At 48.2% G+C, this 18187-nt stretch carries 15 protein-coding genes and 1 pseudogene; 11 read left to right on the top strand and 5 right to left on the bottom strand.

Annotated elements, in window-relative coordinates; genetic code table 11:
• Positions 1 to 123 precede the first annotated feature (123 nt).
• Positions 124 to 3621: an ATP-binding protein gene (locus CTT30_RS16380; protein ID WP_252037141.1), complete on the bottom strand. Its 3498-nt coding sequence runs from the start codon at positions 3619 to 3621 to the stop codon at positions 124 to 126.
• Positions 3622 to 4040: 419 nt separating this feature from the next.
• Between CTT30_RS16380 and CTT30_RS16375 the strand changes: the two genes are divergently transcribed.
• Positions 4041 to 5633, top strand: a complete 1593-nt coding sequence (locus CTT30_RS16375; protein WP_239863572.1) for a BCCT family transporter — start codon at positions 4041 to 4043, stop codon at positions 5631 to 5633.
• Between the two features lie 185 nt (positions 5634 to 5818).
• Here the strand turns inward: CTT30_RS16375 and CTT30_RS16370 are convergent, their stop codons facing one another.
• Both CTT30_RS16370 and accD read right to left on the bottom strand, forming a co-directional pair.
• Positions 5819 to 6550 carry a siderophore ferric iron reductase gene (locus CTT30_RS16370; protein WP_252037140.1) on the bottom strand — a complete coding sequence of 244 codons (732 nt, stop codon included), beginning with the start codon at positions 6548 to 6550 and terminating at the stop codon, positions 5819 to 5821.
• A 129-nt stretch (positions 6551 to 6679) separates the two neighbouring features.
• Positions 6680 to 7555: an acetyl-CoA carboxylase, carboxyltransferase subunit beta gene (accD, locus tag CTT30_RS16365; protein ID WP_252037139.1), complete on the bottom strand. Its 876-nt coding sequence runs from the start codon at positions 7553 to 7555 to the stop codon at positions 6680 to 6682.
• A 101-nt stretch (positions 7556 to 7656) separates the two neighbouring features.
• On the opposite strand from accD, the gene CTT30_RS16360 reads away from it, so the two are divergent.
• Together CTT30_RS16360 and CTT30_RS16355 are read left to right on the top strand one after the other, a co-directional pair.
• Positions 7657 to 8562 (top strand): LysR family transcriptional regulator, encoded by a 906-nt coding sequence (locus CTT30_RS16360; RefSeq protein WP_252037138.1) that lies wholly within the window; start codon positions 7657 to 7659, stop codon positions 8560 to 8562.
• A 220-nt stretch (positions 8563 to 8782) separates the two neighbouring features.
• Positions 8783 to 9337 (top strand): prepilin-type N-terminal cleavage/methylation domain-containing protein, encoded by a 555-nt coding sequence (locus tag CTT30_RS16355; protein WP_286037078.1) that lies wholly within the window; start codon positions 8783 to 8785, stop codon positions 9335 to 9337.
• A gap of 101 nt (positions 9338 to 9438) precedes the next feature.
• Here CTT30_RS16355 and CTT30_RS16350 read toward each other — a convergent pair.
• Together CTT30_RS16350 and CTT30_RS23435 are read right to left on the bottom strand one after the other, a co-directional pair.
• Positions 9439 to 9877, bottom strand: a pseudogene (locus tag CTT30_RS16350) (IS4 family transposase); the annotation flags it as partial.
• A complete protein-coding gene (locus CTT30_RS23435) occupies positions 9802 to 10056 on the bottom strand; it encodes a transposase domain-containing protein (RefSeq protein WP_252037136.1) in 255 nt (84 codons plus the stop codon). The pseudogene CTT30_RS16350 and the gene CTT30_RS23435, both read right to left, overlap by 76 nt.
• Positions 10057 to 10471: 415 nt before the next feature.
• Here CTT30_RS23435 and CTT30_RS16345 point away from each other — a divergent pair, with 415 nt between their 5' ends.
• The 8 genes from CTT30_RS16345 to CTT30_RS16310 all read left to right on the top strand — a co-directional run bounded on the left by CTT30_RS16345 (position 10472) and on the right by CTT30_RS16310 (position 18038).
• Positions 10472 to 11407 (top strand): bile acid:sodium symporter family protein, encoded by a 936-nt coding sequence (locus CTT30_RS16345; protein WP_252037135.1) that lies wholly within the window; start codon positions 10472 to 10474, stop codon positions 11405 to 11407.
• Between the two features lie 193 nt (positions 11408 to 11600).
• The gene (locus CTT30_RS16340) at positions 11601 to 12134 is read left to right on the top strand and encodes a MepB family protein (protein ID WP_252046727.1); all 534 of its coding nucleotides are present in this window, start codon (positions 11601 to 11603) and stop codon (positions 12132 to 12134) included.
• Between the two features lie 387 nt (positions 12135 to 12521).
• On the top strand, positions 12522 to 13385 hold the full coding sequence (locus CTT30_RS16335; protein ID WP_252037133.1) for a beta-keto acid cleavage family enzyme: 864 nt from the start codon (positions 12522 to 12524) through the stop codon (positions 13383 to 13385).
• A gap of 25 nt (positions 13386 to 13410) precedes the next feature.
• Positions 13411 to 14088: an alpha/beta hydrolase gene (locus CTT30_RS16330; protein ID WP_252037132.1), complete on the top strand. Its 678-nt coding sequence runs from the start codon at positions 13411 to 13413 to the stop codon at positions 14086 to 14088.
• A complete protein-coding gene (pcaF, locus tag CTT30_RS16325; RefSeq protein WP_252037131.1) occupies positions 14081 to 15283 on the top strand; it encodes a 3-oxoadipyl-CoA thiolase in 1203 nt (400 codons plus the stop codon). The genes CTT30_RS16330 and pcaF overlap by 8 nt, the downstream gene beginning before the upstream one ends.
• 83 nt (positions 15284 to 15366) lie before the next feature.
• Positions 15367 to 16392, top strand: a complete 1026-nt coding sequence (gene hemB / locus CTT30_RS16320; RefSeq protein WP_353505753.1) for a porphobilinogen synthase — start codon at positions 15367 to 15369, stop codon at positions 16390 to 16392.
• Positions 16393 to 16395: 3 nt separating this feature from the next.
• Positions 16396 to 17286: an EamA family transporter gene (locus CTT30_RS16315; RefSeq protein ID WP_252037130.1), complete on the top strand. Its 891-nt coding sequence runs from the start codon at positions 16396 to 16398 to the stop codon at positions 17284 to 17286.
• 23 nt (positions 17287 to 17309) lie between these two features.
• Positions 17310 to 18038, top strand: coding sequence for an ester cyclase (locus CTT30_RS16310; RefSeq protein WP_255906773.1), 729 nt, complete (start codon positions 17310 to 17312; stop codon positions 18036 to 18038).
• The last annotated feature ends 149 nt before the right edge of the window (positions 18039 to 18187 follow it).

Below are 18187 nucleotides of genomic sequence, written 5' to 3'. Positions count from 1 at the left end.
ATCAACGCAAAGAACAGAAATGCTATACAATTAAAGGTGGTTGGGTTTGCGTCGCGTACCACCTTATATCGTATATGACCATTAATAATACAGGCATTAAATCAAGCGATTCTAGCCCGCATACTACGCAAGGTAGGCATCAATTTCCCTGCGTAAACGGATATCTGAATACAGTACTTTTTTATAGATTTCAGAGATATAATTTATATTCATGCCTTCTGTTTTACGGGCTTCACTTTCAATTTTGCTAAAGAGTTCTCTTAGCTTATCAGCTCCTATATCGCCACAAACGGCTTTTAACTTGTGACTCCATTCAAATATCTCTTGTGAATTACCTTCCTTAATAGATTGACCTAATGCTTCAATATGCTCTGATGCCGTTTCTCTAAAAATCTCAACAATAGTGTGCAAAAGCTCATGGTCCCCACGCATTCTTACAAGAGCATTATCTTTATCCCATTCAGGCTCACCACCTTCTACCATCTCTTCGGAAAAACCCTCTGCTTGATTCATGGAAAGCACCTCATCAGGCAACCCCACCCACTGCTCAACTTTCTTGATGAGAAGCTCTGCATCAACGGGTTTGGAAATAAAATCGTTCATTCCATAGGAAATACATTTCTCTCGCTCACCAGAGAAAGCGTTCGCCGTCATGGCGATAATTGGCAGCTTGCCACTGCCATATGTCTGGCTGTTGTACCTTAATTGACGGGAGCAGTCGTATCCATTCATCACTGGCATCTGACAGTCCAATAAGATGCAATCGAAAGGTACCCCTTTCATAAACGACTTCTTAACAACTTCAAGACACTGCTCGCCATCATGAGCAAAAAAGACTAACGCACCGACTCGCTCCAGATAACCGCGAGCCACTTCCCTATTTATCTCGTTATCGTCGACAACCAACACTCGGGTACCGGACAGATCGATATCAATAGAGGAGGCTTCATTTTCTATGATCTCAACGTTGACATCTTTTGTTTGCTCCCCTCTAAAGGCAACCAAAAAGTCCAAATAAGTACTTGGCTTCGATATCCTAAAAGAATTAGGGTAATGCCCCGAAGCTTGGTTTAAGTGTGCGCACAGTTCAATCGCATGTAGCGGGCTATCTGTTTTAGCTCTGGCTTTAACCATTGAGATTATCTCTTGTCGCAACGGGTGAGCATCATCAAAAATTACCCTATCAGACTGTTTCAGGCTCTCTGAGGCAGTGTCTGTTATGTGCAAGACCTCTCCCCCTAATGAATGAACCGTGCGAGTAACCGATTCTAATAGAGATTCATTATTGAGTGCGATTGCCACTGCTTGTCCCGACAAAATCAACGCTTTTTCTTCCTGCTCGCACTGGCTCTCATCAAAATCAACGAAGAACTTAAAATGGCTGCCTTTATCTTTTTCAGATTCAAACTCAATCTCGCCATTCATCAGTTTGCACAACTGTCGACATATCGATAACCCCAGCCCAGTGCCACCATATTGCTCTGAAACTTCAGACTTTTCTTGAGAGAATGGTTGGAAAAGACGATGCTGATTCTCTTTCGCAATCCCTATTCCCGTATCGTAAACATCCACAACCAACCTCACCACACTGGGCTCTTGTTGAGTCACTGAGACCAGAACCTTGACTTCTCCCTCATTGGTGAACTTGATCGCGTTATTGATCAGGTTACTCGCAATTTGCTTTATTCTATTTGGGTCACCAAACACCTTTTTGTAGTCGATATCTACTGTATCTAAAATCACCTCGAGCCCCTTTTCTCGGGCTTTGACCGCACAAGTTTGCACTAGAGTTTCTAGCACATCTCTTGGTGAAAAAAGGATGTGATTAATTTCCAACTTCCCGGATTCAATTTTCGATAAATCGAGAATATCGTTAATCAATACAGCAAGCGTGTTGACACTATTTTCAGCCATAGTGAGGTAGTTACTTTGCACCGCGCTCAGGCCACCGGTCTTAATTAAACTCAACATCCCCATCATCCCATTGAGAGGAGTACGCATTTCGTGACTAATAGTGGCAATAAATTTACTTTTAGCCTGACTGGCTTCTAGCGCCTTTTCATGGGCGTCTTCTAGCTGAAAACTATACGCCTGCAACTCTTCTGTCCGCTGGGAAACTTTTTCTTCTAGCTCAGAGTTATAATTTTCTAATGCTTCTTGCGCTTTTACAGCGCCAGTGATGTTACGAATATTCACTACCAAGGAGTTACTTCTTCGCTGGCCATCAGAAACAATAGGGGCAACACTTACCTCAATAAATACTGTATCATCCGTCGTGATTTGGTCTTCTATGAGCTGTATCGCTTGTGTATTTTTAGCCCGCTCTAATACTTCGGATAAATCATGCTCAGATAATGTAACAATACTCGATAGAGGTTTATTAATCACATAGTGCTCAGCTTGGCCAAATAGCTTTTCAGCAGATCGGTTCCAAGTGGTAATGGCTCCAGAAGCATCAAGGCAGATAATCGCATCAGAAGCGTTTTCAATAACCGTTTTCGATCGAGAGTTCATTTGATTGAGTTGTAGGCTTGACTGGTATGAACGGTAGAACAATGCAAGAGCAACAAGAGCAAACACAAGAACAAACCCCACCACTAACCATAACTCGGTGAGCTCCTCTTGAACGATGTTTTGTACCGTTAGCTGATTAATCACACTATAGAGGGTAAGCTGCTTTGAAATATTGTTACCAAGATAAACCTCTTCCTTGGTTGCTAGCCAACTTCCGCTTCCAGCTTTCGACGTAATTTCAAAATATCCATTTTCGACCTCTCGAATATCGTATAGCAGATGGATATTTGCGGATGGCTCCAACTGGCGTGTAAATTGTTTTTTTTCGTTCTTGGCAGTAATGAAGTACCCATCACTATCTACCAGCCAGTTATCGTCCGCCAAAACATGTGCCTGGGTCAGATAGGTTAATAAAGAACTCGCATCGATATTAATTTTCAGCGCACCAAAGCGCTTCCCAGATTCATAAAAAATCGGCATAAAAATCCGATAAGTTGGTTGAAAAGGAAACGCTACTCGACCATGTTCACGATTCAAGTTAATCGGGGTGATGTAGATTTCGTTGAAATTAAGCGTTTTGAGCGCACCGTAGTAGGATTCTTTACTCTTACTCTGTAATTGATTGTCAGGCAAGATAAGTACTTTCCCCTGAATGCGATCAACTCGAATAAACTCTTGTCCTGACTCATCTGCCACTATCACACTCAACTGCATGACATCTGGGTTGTTCTCTATCATCCCTTTAAAAATAATACTCAGACGCGCTTTCCATTGTTCCAATGTGGTGCCATCAGCTACATCTAAACCATCATTACTGAGCGCTCTCGTGATCCCTGAAATAGGTGGTGTCGAGTGAAGAAATTTAGCAGCGGCGATGTTTCTTTCTATATGCTCACGAAAGTAGTCAGCCTTGGTCATCGCCTCCACTTGCAAAGCGTCTTTTACTTGAGAGAGACTTTTTTCTGTATTTTTGGTCACAAAGTAGTAGATCGCCAACGCACCCAGTAAGGCAAATACTAGGAAAAAAAACCATTTAGCTAGCCTTCGTTTTATTGCCATACCATCCCCATCGACTACATTAGTAACGTACTGATAATAGTAGACCATATGCGTATCTTTAGAGGCCAAGTCCAGCATTTAAAACGCTAGAATAAGGGGACTTTCACACCTTTAGGCTGTCCTTATACTTTCACCTAGCATTTTGTTAAACAGATGGCTCAACTTAGGATCGCATAAACACGGTGAAACTGGCTTGACTCATCCCTATAACATGATGTTTTGTTCCCTCTCCCAGCCAAGATAATTCAGGACGCTCAACCATAAAGAATTGCAACATGTATCACTCGCATTACGGCAAGAAACAACATCATATGGCTTACCCTATATTTAGTTAGACCTCTACTAAATACCTCCTCCACTATTTACTTAACTATTTTTAATAAACCTGATTTTCTTTAGTTTTACCAAGTATTCTGGTAACCTCTGCACGAATTTTACTTCGAGCTCTAAATAATTAGTGAGGATTAATGAGTAGTACTAAGGATAGATATAGTATTGAAAATACCGATTATACCGTCGGTCAAGACAACGTTCAGAAATGGGGGTTTGACGTACATAACCCTGTTTTTGGAGCCAGCGCGGGCCTGATCATTGTCTTTCTTGTCGCCCTTCTTATCGCCGATCCCACCGTTGCAAAATCCACTATTGATGGCGTAAAGCTGCAAATCATCGAGTCTTTTGACACGCTGTTTATGTGGTCTGGAAATGTATTCCTAATTTTCTGTATTGGCCTAGTTTTATCACCTTATGGCAAAATTCGCATTGGTGGTGTCGATGCCAAACCTGAGCATTCCAACCTTTCGTGGATTGCCATGCTGTTCGCTGCGGGTATGGGTATCGGCTTAATGTTCTGGGGCGTTGCAGAACCTGTTGCTTACTTCACTGGTTGGTTTGAAACTCCGCTGGGTGTCGAGCCATACACTGAAGAAGCAGCTAAAGTGGCACTCGGTGCAACCATGTTCCACTGGGGTCTTCACCCTTGGGCAATTTACGCAGTCGTAGCTCTGGCAATGGCCTTCTTTGCCTTCAATAAAGGCCTACCTTTATCGATCCGTTCAGTTTTTTATCCTATTTTGGGCGACCGTACTTGGGGCTGGTTTGGTCACATCATTGATGTGCTTGCAGTTCTCGCTACCTTGTTTGGTCTCGCGACCTCACTTGGGCTTGGCGCTCAACAAGCCGCCAGTGGTATCAGCCATGTTTTTGGTATCGAGAGTGGACTCGGCCTTCAACTTGGTGTGATCGCTTTTGTTACCAGCCTAGCCATTATCTCCGTTATTCGCGGCATTGATGGCGGGGTCAAAGTACTGAGTAACACCAACTTACTTGTGGCTTTTGCGCTGCTAATGTTCGTTATCATTGCTGGTTTTGCAACGGCACTCGGCACTATTCCAACTACCATCGCCGGTTACGTTGAAAATATGCTGCCACTGAGTAACCCATATGGTCGCGAAGACGAAGCTTGGATGCATGGCTGGACCGTCTTCTACTGGGCTTGGTGGGTATCATGGTCACCATGTGTCGGTATGTTTATTGCTCGTATTTCCAAAGGCCGAACAGTAAGAGAATTCCTGACGGCCGTGATTCTGATACCAACCGCTATCACTCTTGTCTGGATGTCAGCCTTTGGGGGAATCGCAATCGAACAGGTCATCAATCAGGTTGGTGAGTTAGGTCAAAATGGCCTTACAGATATTACTTTGTCACTGTTCTATGCCTTTGACGCTATGCCGATGGGGACAGTGCTTTCTGTAATTTCTATTATATTAATCATGGTGTTCTTTATCACCTCATCTGACTCTGCTTCACTGGTTGTCGACAGCATAACTTCAGGCGGAAAAGTGGATGCACCGATTCCACAACGCATTTTCTGGGCATCAGTAGAAGGCGCTATAGCGGCAATGTTGCTTTGGATTGGTGGCACAGAAGCCATTCAAGCGCTGCAAGCAGGAACCATCTCAACTGGCTTACCATTTACTGTGATTCTGCTGACCATGTGTGTCAGTCTGTTGATGGGCATGCGCACCGAGCTGCAACATCACAAGCTCAGCTACGCTTAAGTGATACCGATACCACTCGTTTAAGTCACTTAAACAATCTTGAATCCCCACTAACTTTGTTAGTGGGGATTTTTTTATAACAAGAAAACGACAAAAGGGGCTTTACTCAGTTGTATTGGCCTTTCCGCGATCATCCTCACCATCGCGCTGAAACAACCTAGCGCCGGAACGTTAGGAACGCAGACCTAGGCTTTATTTTCTGGATGTCGCGGACAATCCTCGCAGAGTTTACGTCCGTGACACTTGTATACCAAACAACAACTGGTACGCACCAGTTTCAACTCTTCACTTTGTTCATCCACGGTCAGTGTTTTAGCCAATTTAGCTGGCAACCCACACGCATCCAACCAAAGTGAAGCCTGTTCAAGCAAATAGTCATTCGGAATATCAGGGGCAAACTTACTCAGCTTGACCAGACAACCCAGCACACCATCAGCGAACAAGTGGTTGGTAAAGCCCGGACGAATCCGCGTCCACTGGCTCATTTCTTCGCGGAAAAAAGCAAACAAGGTCTGCAGTTGAATACCAGCTTTTGCTACTAACTCCGCCTCTGTGCCATGAACATGCTCTGTAGATTCGAATTGAAAGCCTGCTACAAACTCCGACTGCACTTTTTGTCCAATACGAGTGAGATCAGGCAAACCATGCAACGCATAGATCGAGATGAATGAAAGGTAAACTGGTTGCCAACAAATCAGATCCCACGTTCGGGTTAGCCAATAGGCAGAGCCAGCTTCAGGATGAGCCGCCTTAAGGCGTTCATACAAATCCTGGATATTTTCACTGCACGGATGATCGACGTGGATGATGTCTTGCTGAGGCGCATCTTCGGGGATCGGTGCAATCACACCAGCCAGATAAGGCGTTACTTGTTGCGCGTATTCGAATAGGTGATCGAAGAAAGCGTCTGAGCTCATAGTGGCGATATTTATAGAATCAAAATCAACTTGTTAGGATAGTGATAACATGAGGTTAATGCAATTGATTCTTATTACTTTGAAAAATAAGCAACTAGCCTTGCTTTGAAGAGTGCTTTGCCGGGCAAACTAGACCGCATTAGCATCATCAAGCAGTGTCGTATTGGTCATTTTCGCGATTAATCCACTGACACGCTGTCGCATCTCACGCCGATCAATAATCATATCGATGGCTCCGTGTTCTAACAGAAACTCGCTACGCTGGAAGTTCTCAGGCAGTTGTTCACGCACGGTCTGCTCTATAACTCGGCGACCAGCAAAACCAATAATCGCTCTAGGTTCACCAATATTAATATCTCCAAGCATGGCTAAGCTAGCGGACACGCCGCCAAATGTCTGGTCAGTCAGCACCGAAACATAAGGTAACCCACAACGGGACAATTGGTTGAGCGCTGCACTGGCCTTGGACATTTGCATTAAAGACATGAGTGATTCTTGCATACGGGCACCACCACAAGCAGAAAAGCACACTAATCCACAATTACCCTCAATCGCTACTTCAACCGCTTTCACAAATCGAGCGCCGACCACAGCCCCCATAGAGCCCGCCATGAAAGCAAACTCGAATGCGCATGCGACGACTGGCATCCCGCACAGAGCCCCCTTCATGGCCACCAAAGCATCGGTTTCGCCTGTCGTCTTTTGAGCAAGCGAGATACGATCTTTATATAGCTTCAGATCTTTGAAATTGAGTAAATCTTTCGGCATAAGATCACTGGCAATTTCCTCTCGATTCTCCTTATCCAAGAAGCTGTCTAATCGGTGACGCGCCTTCATTCTCATATGATGATCGCACTTTGGGCAAACCTCTAGGTTCTCTTCTAACGCCAAACGATAGAGGATTTGCTCACAAGAAGAGCATTTGGTCCAGATGCCTTCTGGGATCGATGCTTTACGAGCACTGATTTTGTTTTTTCTATTAAAGAGGTTTTCTAACCAATCCATGAGAGCCCTTTCAATAACTTGCAGAGCCAACATTGTATAAGCCAGTTATTGGTAATAAAGTGGGTAAAATGGGTTTTATAATCCAATATTTTGGGATAAATATGTTAGATAGAATTGACCAACAATGGCTCAAAAGTTTTCACTGTGTTTACGAAAACAACAGTTTCAAAAGAGCGGCAGAATTTCTCGATCTACCAACCTCCAATGTCAGTCGCCATATCGCTTTACTGGAGGAGCGCCTTGATGTTCGACTGTTTGACCGGACAACACGCAGAATCAACCCAACAGATGCAGGGGAGCACCTTTACGTCAGAACTCAATCTCTTTTAGACAAACTCAATGACGCCCTCGAAGAAGTGACCCAGCACTCTCATGAAGTTAAAGGACAGCTAAAAGTGCTGATGCCAGACTCACCCGTCTTAGCCCAAGCGGTCGTTTCATTCTGTCTGGAGCACCCTTCAATTTCATTATGCTGTGACACAAGCATTAATCCAAAGGACGATCCATTAGATGGGTTTGATATTGTTATCAGTTTTCACCGTGGCAAACTCGATGACTACAACTGGGTAGCTAAAGAGATCATGCGATGGCCCAGTGCTGTTGTTGCCTCTCCCAAATGGCTACAAACCCACCCAACTCCGTATCAAATTACCGACCTCAACTATATTCCCTGCATCACCAGTTACACAATTTTAAATGGCAGCCCATGGGTGTTTAGAAGCGCTGAGGGCGAGTTAGTGACTCAAAAGGTCAGTTCCACCTTCAAGGTCAACAGTGGCTATCTCGCCAAAACAGCAGCATTAGCTGGACTCGGCGCAGCCCTATTGCCAATTGAGAGTTGTCGACATGAGTTAGCGACTGGTGAGCTGGCCATGATAGACATGGAGCATCAGCCTGCAGACTTGGTTTTGTATGCTTTTTACGCGTCTAGAAAACATTTAGCCAAAAAGATCCCGATGTTTATTCAACATCTGAAAAATCAGTCAAGAGAAGAAACTTCTATCTAAATAAGGCATAAGAGCATTTCACCTGTGGATTGTGTATTCCTAATAAATATCTCAATATTTCAGTGGCTTTTTTGGTTTTCAATTATTAATCTTAGTAATGTAATTAGGGATTAGGCTCTGTTGTAATCAATTATTTATAGTCATAATTGCCCCCTTCTTTATAAACATTTGCATGCAGGTAACCCTGCCATGTGGTAGCAAATAAACGTAGTAGAGTTTGATGAAAAAAACTGGTTTTACATTAATCGAGTTGGTCGTTGTCGTGGTTATTTTAGGTATTCTTGCTGTCGTGGCAGCGCCTAGATTTCTTAACCTTCAATCCTCTGCTCGTGAAGCCACATTGGAAGGTATTGCCAACGCAATGGAAGGCGTGATTAATCAGGTTAGTGCGAAAGCCTACATTAACGGATTAACACCAAGTACGTCTAATCCGGGAAATCAACAGGATTATGTGTTGGATTTTGGTATCGGTACCGTTGAGGTCGATTGGGGAGCACTGTGCCCTGAAAGTGAAGGGGAATCAGGTGACGCATTGACCATGCTTGATTTTATAACTCTTGGCACAAGCGATGACCTCACAACAGCCATCGGTAATCGGCATACTGTGATTGGTTTTGAACACTCTTTTTCTGAGACTGAACTTAACAGTAGCAACATCACCACTCTGCCGCCGGGTTGCTATGTCATCTATGATTCCTTTGGAGGAAGGTCTTCTAGCACTTGTCCAGCTGAGGGCTGTGTCTGTACCGTACGGGTTGAAAATACCAACTGTTAAATCAAAGTTCGTCCTCTCTGCCAAGCAAATCCGTTTTGCTTACTTTCAGCACAAAAAAGCCCGGTCATGCCGCAACGTAGTTCACTTAAGCGCTGCTGCGTGCGATTAACCGGATAGCGGGTCTTTGATATTTTTACCGCCCTAGGCCGATTTGGCTTAGGGCGTTTGTCTATAAAAAAGACAGGTAAGTCACCACATAAGCTCTTCAGGCGCTTAGGTGTATTCTCTGGTCATATTTCTTTGCTCATTACTTTCAACTGACTGGCTATGAACTGACAAACGTATTTGAAGCTGATTTCATTCGGCGAACGACCGTGTTCAACAGCAGCTTGACTGGCCTCTCTTCTTACCAAATTATACCCAAGTAACGGCCCCCATAGTTCTTGGTCAACAAGGTCTACGGTCTTACTTCTCAGCACTAAAGCGTTGTGTTATTGAGCTTTTTATGTCTCTATAACCAAGCTCTATCTCCCACCTCTCATGGTATAGCTCAGATACCTGGTCGCGAGGCAGCGAGGTAAACACGGTTTTGGCCTTCCCTCAGCACAGACGTTCATTCGTCTTGCAACTTCAGCGATAGGTCCGTTGCGGAAGAATGCCATTCCAACGATGAGCCAAAGGACCAAGTCACCGAGTAATCGACGTCGACGAATCGTTGCTTTATCTGAGAGCACAGCGGCTTTGGACACAACGGACCCATTATGACGCAATTTTCCCATCTCGGCTGGTCGTTGAACGAGGATAACTTCAAGCTTTCTAATGATTTAGATAAGACAATACTCATTGCCGAAGTAAAGATACAGTGAGGCCAAATTAATAGGAAATCCCATCACCTGTTGAAAAAGTTAAATCTAAAGGGGTATGACATTGAATGTCGTGGATTTTCATTGGATAACTTAGTTGAAACGATGAGCGAATATCAAGCGTAATCAACATCTCTGTTTCCCTGCTACAATGATCCGATCCCATCGCCGTGTTGTTGGTGCCTAACTTTCAGCCTTTTCGACAATGAGCCAATTTGCTACACGGGTATCAAGCAAGAAGCCCAGCATACTAAAGGGTGAATTATTGTTTAGTTAGTGCACACAATCGATGTACTATTGAGAGCCAAAAGTTGAAAAGATTGAATCACTTATGCTTAGAATAATAATCAATGCGTTTCCACTCTGGGTGGTATTGGGTTCCGTTGTCGCTTACCTGCAACCTGCGATATTTACACCACTCAAACCCCAAATCGTTCCCTTGCTGATGCTCATCATGCTGTCCATGGGCTTAACGCTAACGCTCGATGATTTTAAACGTGTCACATCCAGTGTGAAGGCGGTGACGGCCGGGCTCATTCTTCAGTTCTCCGTCATGCCACTGAGTGCTCTGTTTGTTGCTCACGCCTTTGATATGGATATGGCGCTCACCATTGGTATGGTGCTGGTAGGCAGTGTCGCAGGAGGCACCGCCTCAAATGTGATCTGTTATCTCGCCAACGGCAATGTCGCCTTATCCATCACCATGACCGCTTTTTCCACCTTGATAGGCGTGGTGATGACCCCATTTTTAGTCGATGCCCTTCTGGGCGTGAACGTCGACGTCCCCGTTGGACCAATGGTGCTCAATCTGGTGAAAATCGTCATTATCCCGATCACCATTGGGATCGCCCTCAACCACTTCTTTCGTCGTCCAGTGATGACAATAGCCCCTGTGTTGCCGCTTGTCTCGATGCTCTCGATTGTCATGGCCATCGCCATTATCGTGGCCCTTAACCATGATAAGATTGCCATCGTCGGATTGGGGATCGCGCTGGCGGTCATTTTGCACAATGCCATGGGGCTTGTTTTGGGTTACTGGGTTTGCAGAGCGCTCAAGTTTGACTATGTGACCTGTAAGACGATTGCGATCGAGGTTGGCTTACAAAATTCTGGATTGGCCACGGCATTAGCGCTCAAATTTTTCTCCCCCATCTCGGCACTGCCTGCTGCGCTCTTTTCTATCTGGCATAACTTGTCAGGTTCAATACTTGCGCATTATTGGTCACGAGATAAACGCAAGCGATCGCGCGATCTCTCCGTGTCATAGACACGCAAAAAGAGGTTAGGTCAATGCGTTGACCGTCACGTCACCATACTGAGCGCCCCACTCACGCTTTTCGCGGGCGCTCTACCATTCACTTTGCCCTGCACGCCTTTGATCATGAATGTGCGCTACGGGCGTGTTTCCAGGGGAAATACTTTTGTCACAGAATTCGTATGTCCAGGCGTTGGATTGGTTTTTGCGTCACAACATCTTAGCGAATGGCTACACGTTAACCCACCCCATCGTCTTAGACCCTTACCCTCAGAATCGTCAGTATGAAGCGCTCGCGTTCTCCATTGATGGCCAACAAATCCTGTATAGAAAGGGCCACGTTACGCCCGATAGGCCGGGGCATTTCCTCACCATCTGGAAGCGCTCTCATGGGGAGGGTCCCGAGCCGAAAAAGACGAGGCCTTTTGAGAAACCGGATTTGGATTACCTGTTTGTGGAGGTCCATGATCACCAAACCTCCAAACAAGGGATGTTTATCTTTCCCTTATCGGTGCTGCTAAAGAAAGGGGTGGTCAGGTCAGAGAAAGCGAAAGGGAAAATGGCCGTGCGAGTCTTCCCTCCCTGGACTTCGAGTCGGGGTGTGGAGAAGTCTCAAGTGTTTTCTGAGTCGGCCAAGCGAACACAGCGTTGGCAATGTGAGTACTTTGTCTGGATGGAAGAAAATGTGATCACCGATTTCGAAAAATTTGCCCGTCTCTTTGGCGCGCCTTTAAACTAGGGTGCCAAGTATCTTTCACTCAGGGCTGTTGGTGAGCGCATAGGTATCGCCGCGCTCGCTCCCTTGCCATACCTGAGGCCATCCATGAATGGCTCATCCAGAACAATCATATCCTCGACATTAGCCCTCGAGTTATTGATGACCTTGTTGCCCTTCCAATTAACACGGACGTAAAAGGCTCGCTTGTGCCCGCTTCGTCGCTCATACACGGATTGTCTTCATTCTCCTCGTAACATTTTGCGCTTCCCCTGCCTCAGACGCTTCGAATCGCCGCGCCTTGCCGCTTTCATTCAATAAACCCTTCTGCGTCACCATTTTTTGGGGACATTACTTTAATTTTATACATTTATTATGAAGGTGATTGAATAATATAAACAATTGAAACCTATGGACAAATTAATTATCACCGCCGCCGTCAACGGCGGGATCACCCCAAGAAGTAAGCAACCGGCAATACCACACACACCGAAAGAGATTGCTGACGCCGTCATCCAGTGCAGCCAAGCTGGTGCTAGCGTCGCCCACATTCACGCTCGGGATGACGCTGGTCGGCCCTCCTACGACCAAGCTGTGTGGCGCGAGATCATAGAGCGAATCCGCGAACGTTCCGACATCCTTCTTAACCTCAGCACTTCGGGCCTAAACCTGCCAAAAAATAGCCCGGAAGAGGAGGCTTGGAACCACCTCGAGTACCGTCCAGAGATCGCCTCTTTCAACTGTGGCTCGGTCAATCACGGTGATAAGCCTTTCATCAACAGCCCCGCGCTCGCCAAAAAACTTGCACAGGCACTTAAAGCCAATCAGGTCATGCCGGAAATAGAGATCTACCATTCCGGTGTCATTCACGAAGCCGTCACGCTCCAGCAACAAGGCTACCTTGGTGAAAGGCTGGTGTTTGCCTTTGCGATGGGCATTCACGGTGGGGTCCGCCCAACCTGTAAAGATCTGCTGCACCTAGTGGACAGTCTGCCCGCCAACAGTTTGTGGTCAGCCATCGGCATCGGTCAGGCGCAATTGCCGCTCAACACTTACTCGATTTTACTCGGGGGTCATGTGCGCACCGGACTCGAGGACAACATCTATTACCGAAAAGGTGAGCTCGCCACCAGCAATGCCCAGTTAGTCGATCGTGTCGTCCGACTGTCTCATGAGCTGGGCAGAGACGTAGCCACCGTGAACGAAGCCAGAGCCCTGTTAGGCCTCAGCCGTCCCCCCCCCCAAGCCAACCCTATCGCAGCGGCGACAATATAACCCCTCAAGACAAGGAATAACGACTGTGTTACCTCTTCAAACTGACATTCACCCATATACAATGAGCATGAAAGGCGCACCGCTGGGTGACGACAATCCTGTAGTGATCCTTTTACATGGTCGCCGACAAACCGCCGACGACATGGCGAGCTTGATTGACAAACTGGCTATCCCAGATGCCACCTACTGCCTGCCAAGAGCCCCAGAGGCAACCTGGTATCCACGTGGATTCACTCGCGAGCTGGACGACAACCAGCCCCAGTTAGATCAGGGGCTGAAAGTCATCGACCAGATCCTTCAAGCCCTCCTCTCACAAGGGGTCGACCGCCAGCGGATCTGGCTCATGGGCTTCTCTCAAGGTGGGTGTATGGCCGCCGAGTTCGTCCGACGCGCATTGCAACCACTGGGCGGTGTCATTGTGTTCACCGGCGGCCTGTTCGGTCCTCAGTGCCCAGTGGCCCCCGTTCAAAAAGCGGTGTTTGAAGGCATGCCTTTGTGGCTATCAGGAAGTCACACTGATACCTGGGTGCCCGCCAAGCGCATCACGCAAACGGCCGCCTACTTTGACCAGCTCGGGGCACACGTCCATCTTGAGATTGCTGCCGAGCGCGAGCATCACGTGAGTCAATCGGAAATCGAACAGGCCAGAACCTTGTTAGCCGCTTGCTACGCGCCTACGCATGAGGAGGCCGCCCATGTCTAACGCCTATCTGTGTGACTTCGTCAGAACCCCCATTGGCCGATATGCTGGCGCCCTATCTTCGATCCGAGCGGATGATCTGGCAGCGATACCGTTAAAAGCCCTGACAGAGCGTCATACCACGGTCGATTGGCGTCGCGTCGACGATGTCATTTTAGGTTGTGCCAATCAAGCGGGCGAAGACAACCGCAACGTGGCACGGATGAGTTTGCTGCTCGCCGGACTGGATACTGACGTACCGGGCTCCACCGTCAACCGGCTGTGTGCCTCTGGCATGGAAGCCGTGTCCATTGCCGCTCGTACCATCAAAGCGGGCGAAGCCAACCTGATCATTGCAGGAGGCGTCGAGTCGATGTCACGGGCGCCTTACGTGATGGGCAAACCCGACGCTCCGTTTGCTCGCAATACGGAACTCTATGACACCACTATGGGCTGGAGGTTTATCAACGCGAGGCTGGAGTCGCAATACGGGGCCTGTTCAATGCCTGAAACGGCAGAAAACCTCGCGGTCAAATTTGGTATCAGCCGACACGATCAGGATGTGTTTGCCCACAGGAGCCAGACCAAATACGTGGCGGCGCAAGAGCGCGGCTTTTTCCGCCATGAAATCGTTCCAGTCGAGGTGGCGCGTCGGCGTCAGGACCCGTTGGTGGTCGACACTGACGAACATCCTAGGCTATCAAGTCTCGAAACCTTGGCCAAATTGAAGCCCGTGGTACAAGCGCAAGGTACGGTCACAGCGGGAAACGCATCGGGCATTAACGACGGGGCAGCGGCACTGTTATTAGCATCAGAGTCGGCATTGGGCGATCACCAACTGGTGCCGAAAGCGCGCATCGTCGCGACAGCCTGCGCGGGCGTTGAGCCCAGCCTCATGGGGTTTGGTCCCACACCCGCGATAAAAAAGGTGCTGGAACTGACTCGACTGTCACTGGATCAGATGGACGTGATTGAGCTCAATGAAGCCTTCGCCTCTCAAGTGCTCTCCGTGGTCAACCACTTAGGCATTGTCCCCGACGACCCGCGCCTTAATCCCAATGGTGGCGCAATTGCACTCGGGCATCCTCTAGGCATGAGCGGGACCCGAGTGATCGGAACCGCGATGAATCAGTTGACCTTACAACAGGGAAGGTATGCCTTGTGTAGCCTGTGCGTTGGCGTTGGCCAAGGCATGGCCATGATCATCGAGCGCGTCTGACTCATGCTCTTCTTCAGGCGACGTCTCGCCTCATCGCCTTTCGTCGCCTTTTTTCATTACCCCCACACTTAGGAGTCACCTCTGTGGAATCTTCCTCTATTCCTTCCCCACAACTGGGGATCACCCAACGTCTTCGCCGTTTACGCACCACCCCCATCATGCGCACTATGGTTCGTGAGCATGACGTGCAGTTGCACGATTTAATCTATCCACTCTTTGTGGAAGAGGCCCTCGCATCACCGGTGCCCATCGCTGGCTTGCCCGGGTTGACGCGGATCCCGGAGTTTCAACTGACCGATGAAATCCGTACACTGAATGCGTTGGGGATCCGCGCCGTCATGCCATTTGGGGTAAGCCACAACAAAGACGACATCGGCAGTGATACGTGGCATCAAGACGGTTTGCTCAGTCGCATGATTCGCACGATTAAATCAACATGCCCACACATGATGGTGATCCCTGATATCTGTTTCTGTGAGTACACTACACACGGCCATTGTGGGGCCCTCTCCGAGCATGACGTGGACAATGACCAAACGGTGACGAACTTAGTCAAACAGTGCATTAATGCCGCCGAGGCTGGGGCCGATATGCTCGCCCCCTCCTCCATGATGGATGGTCAGGTCGGAGCGATCCGCCAAGGGTTGGATGACGCTGGGTTTACTAAGGTGGCGATCCTCGCGCACAGCGCCAAATTTGCCTCAGCGTTTTACGGCCCATTTCGCCAAGCGGTAGAGTGTGAGCTTGAGGGCGATAGGCGCACGTATCAACTTGACTACGCCAACGGGCGTCAAGCCCTCAGCGAAGCCTTACTCGATGAGCAAGAAGGCGCCGACATCCTGATGGTCAAACCCGGAACGCCTTACCTTGACGTCTTAGCTCAGTTGCGTACTCAAACACGGCTTCCTCTGGCGGTCTATCAGGTCAGTGGAGAATACGCGGCCATTAAATGCTCGGCGCAAATGGGGATCGTCAATGAGCAGGAAGCCGTATTAGAAACCCTTACCGGTTTTAAACGAGCTGGCGCGGATCTCATCGTCACCTACTTTGCTAAACAGTTCGCGATCTGGCAGCAAGCCGCCCCCGATACCATGCCAATCGTGGAGTAAAGCATGAGCTTAAAAGATTACACCTTATGTGTGCTCATCATGGCGATCTGGGGAGTGAATTTTTCTGTCGTCAAACTGGGGTTGGAAGCGCTGGATCCCATGTTGCTGACCGCATTGCGCTTTGCGTTGGCAGCGATCCCGGCGGTCTTTTTTGTCAAGAAGCCTGACGTCCACTGGGGATACCTCGCGGCGTATGGCCTGACGGTTGCAGTGGGGGTTTGGGGGCTGTCCACTTGGGCCATTGGTGAGGGCTTATCCCCAGGTATGGCAGCCTTACTGATCCAAACCAACGTGGTGTTCGGCTTGGGGCTGGGCTGGTGGTTACTCAAAGAGTCGGTAAGCCCTCGACGCTCACTCGGTGCCGCAATCGCCTTATGTGGCTTGACGCTCAGTCTGACGGTCACTGACGGCTCTGTCACCGCTTCGGGGGTGGGACTGATCCTGGTGGCGGCCTTATGTTGGTCGCTGTCTGGGGTGATACTTAAGCGATCCCAAACGAAACAGGTATTCGCCTTCAGTGTATGGTCGATGCTGTTTGCGCCCCTGCCGCTGTGTCTCCTCTCCTATCTTCAGGTCGGCGCTCAGGGGTTTGACGCCTTGATAGGGCACATGACACTGTCAGGGGCCTTTTCCATTGTGTATCAGGCGTATTTCACCACCTTATTTGGCTACTGGATCTGGAATAAGTTGGTGATGTCTTACCATTTGTCACACGTTGCGCCGTTTACACTTCTGGTCCCCATTTTTGCCTTGTTGGGCTCAAGTGTTTGGTTTCATGAAGGGATTACCACCCAAAAAGTGGTAAGCTGTGCTCTGATTGCCTTAGGGCTGTTGATTGGCAGTTTGCCTGCCACCAAGTTCACCACGCTCGCTCTACGTCTGAGAAAAGCGTAAGCCGACGCGTACAAAAAAGGAAGGTGCGTATCTTCACTCATCGTCAACCGTGCGTTCAGACCGCACGTCAGTTCATGAATCGCATTTGGAATGATAAAGTCACAGCGGCCGTGACCGATGTGATGACCTCCCACACCGTGATCGAAAGTCCGCTGCAACTGTCGGTCGGCTCCGATTCGTTTTGTGAGACGCTCAGAGTGTGGCAGCGCGCCTTTCCCACGCTTGAATACAAGGAAAACCGGGTGGCCACTCGGCATAACAACATCGTGATAGAATGGAGCGCTAAAGGCACACATCTGGGGGAGTTTTTAGGGGTGTCCGCAACAGGCAAAGATGTCATTTATCAAGGCCAATCCCAATTGACTTTCGTCAACGATAAAGTCAGTCACTATGCTTCTATAGTGGACACACAAGGCCTACTCAGCCAGCTCATAGGCCGCGATGCATCGAGCTCTGAACCAATTAAGCCCAGCGGCGCATCGGAAGAATTGTATGCAATCATCCCGCAATTACTTTCCCCTTTTTTAACTCGCCGCCAAGTCGAATGCTTGTCGCTCTCGACCCTGAGTTTGTCTGTCAAAGAAGTGGCCTCGACGCTGAGAATCAAAGACAGTTCCGTGCAAACCCACCTCAAGCGCGCCTTCGAGTTGCTCAACGTCAGCAACAAAAAAATGTTCATGGCCTACATCTGTGACAACAACACGATAGAGCTGCTGATCAGAATGGGGCTCTACCTCAAGCAAGGTGTTTAGCGCCCTTAGTCGTCAGCGGTGCTAAAGGGACATACGAACATTTTTCTTCGGTCCCTCATTGGGATCAGGGTACGCCTACTGTGCCTTTCTTTCGACTCACTTTCGGCGCCCCGACGGCCATCCAAAGCATCCCCACGAGGATCGCGACC

The sequence above is a fragment of the Vibrio coralliilyticus genome (genome assembly GCF_024449095.1).
Taxonomy (GTDB): Bacteria; Pseudomonadota; Gammaproteobacteria; order Enterobacterales; family Vibrionaceae; genus Vibrio; species Vibrio coralliilyticus_A.
Note: the sequence above shows the minus strand (reverse complement) of the source record. Positions and strands in the feature narration are given on the sequence as shown.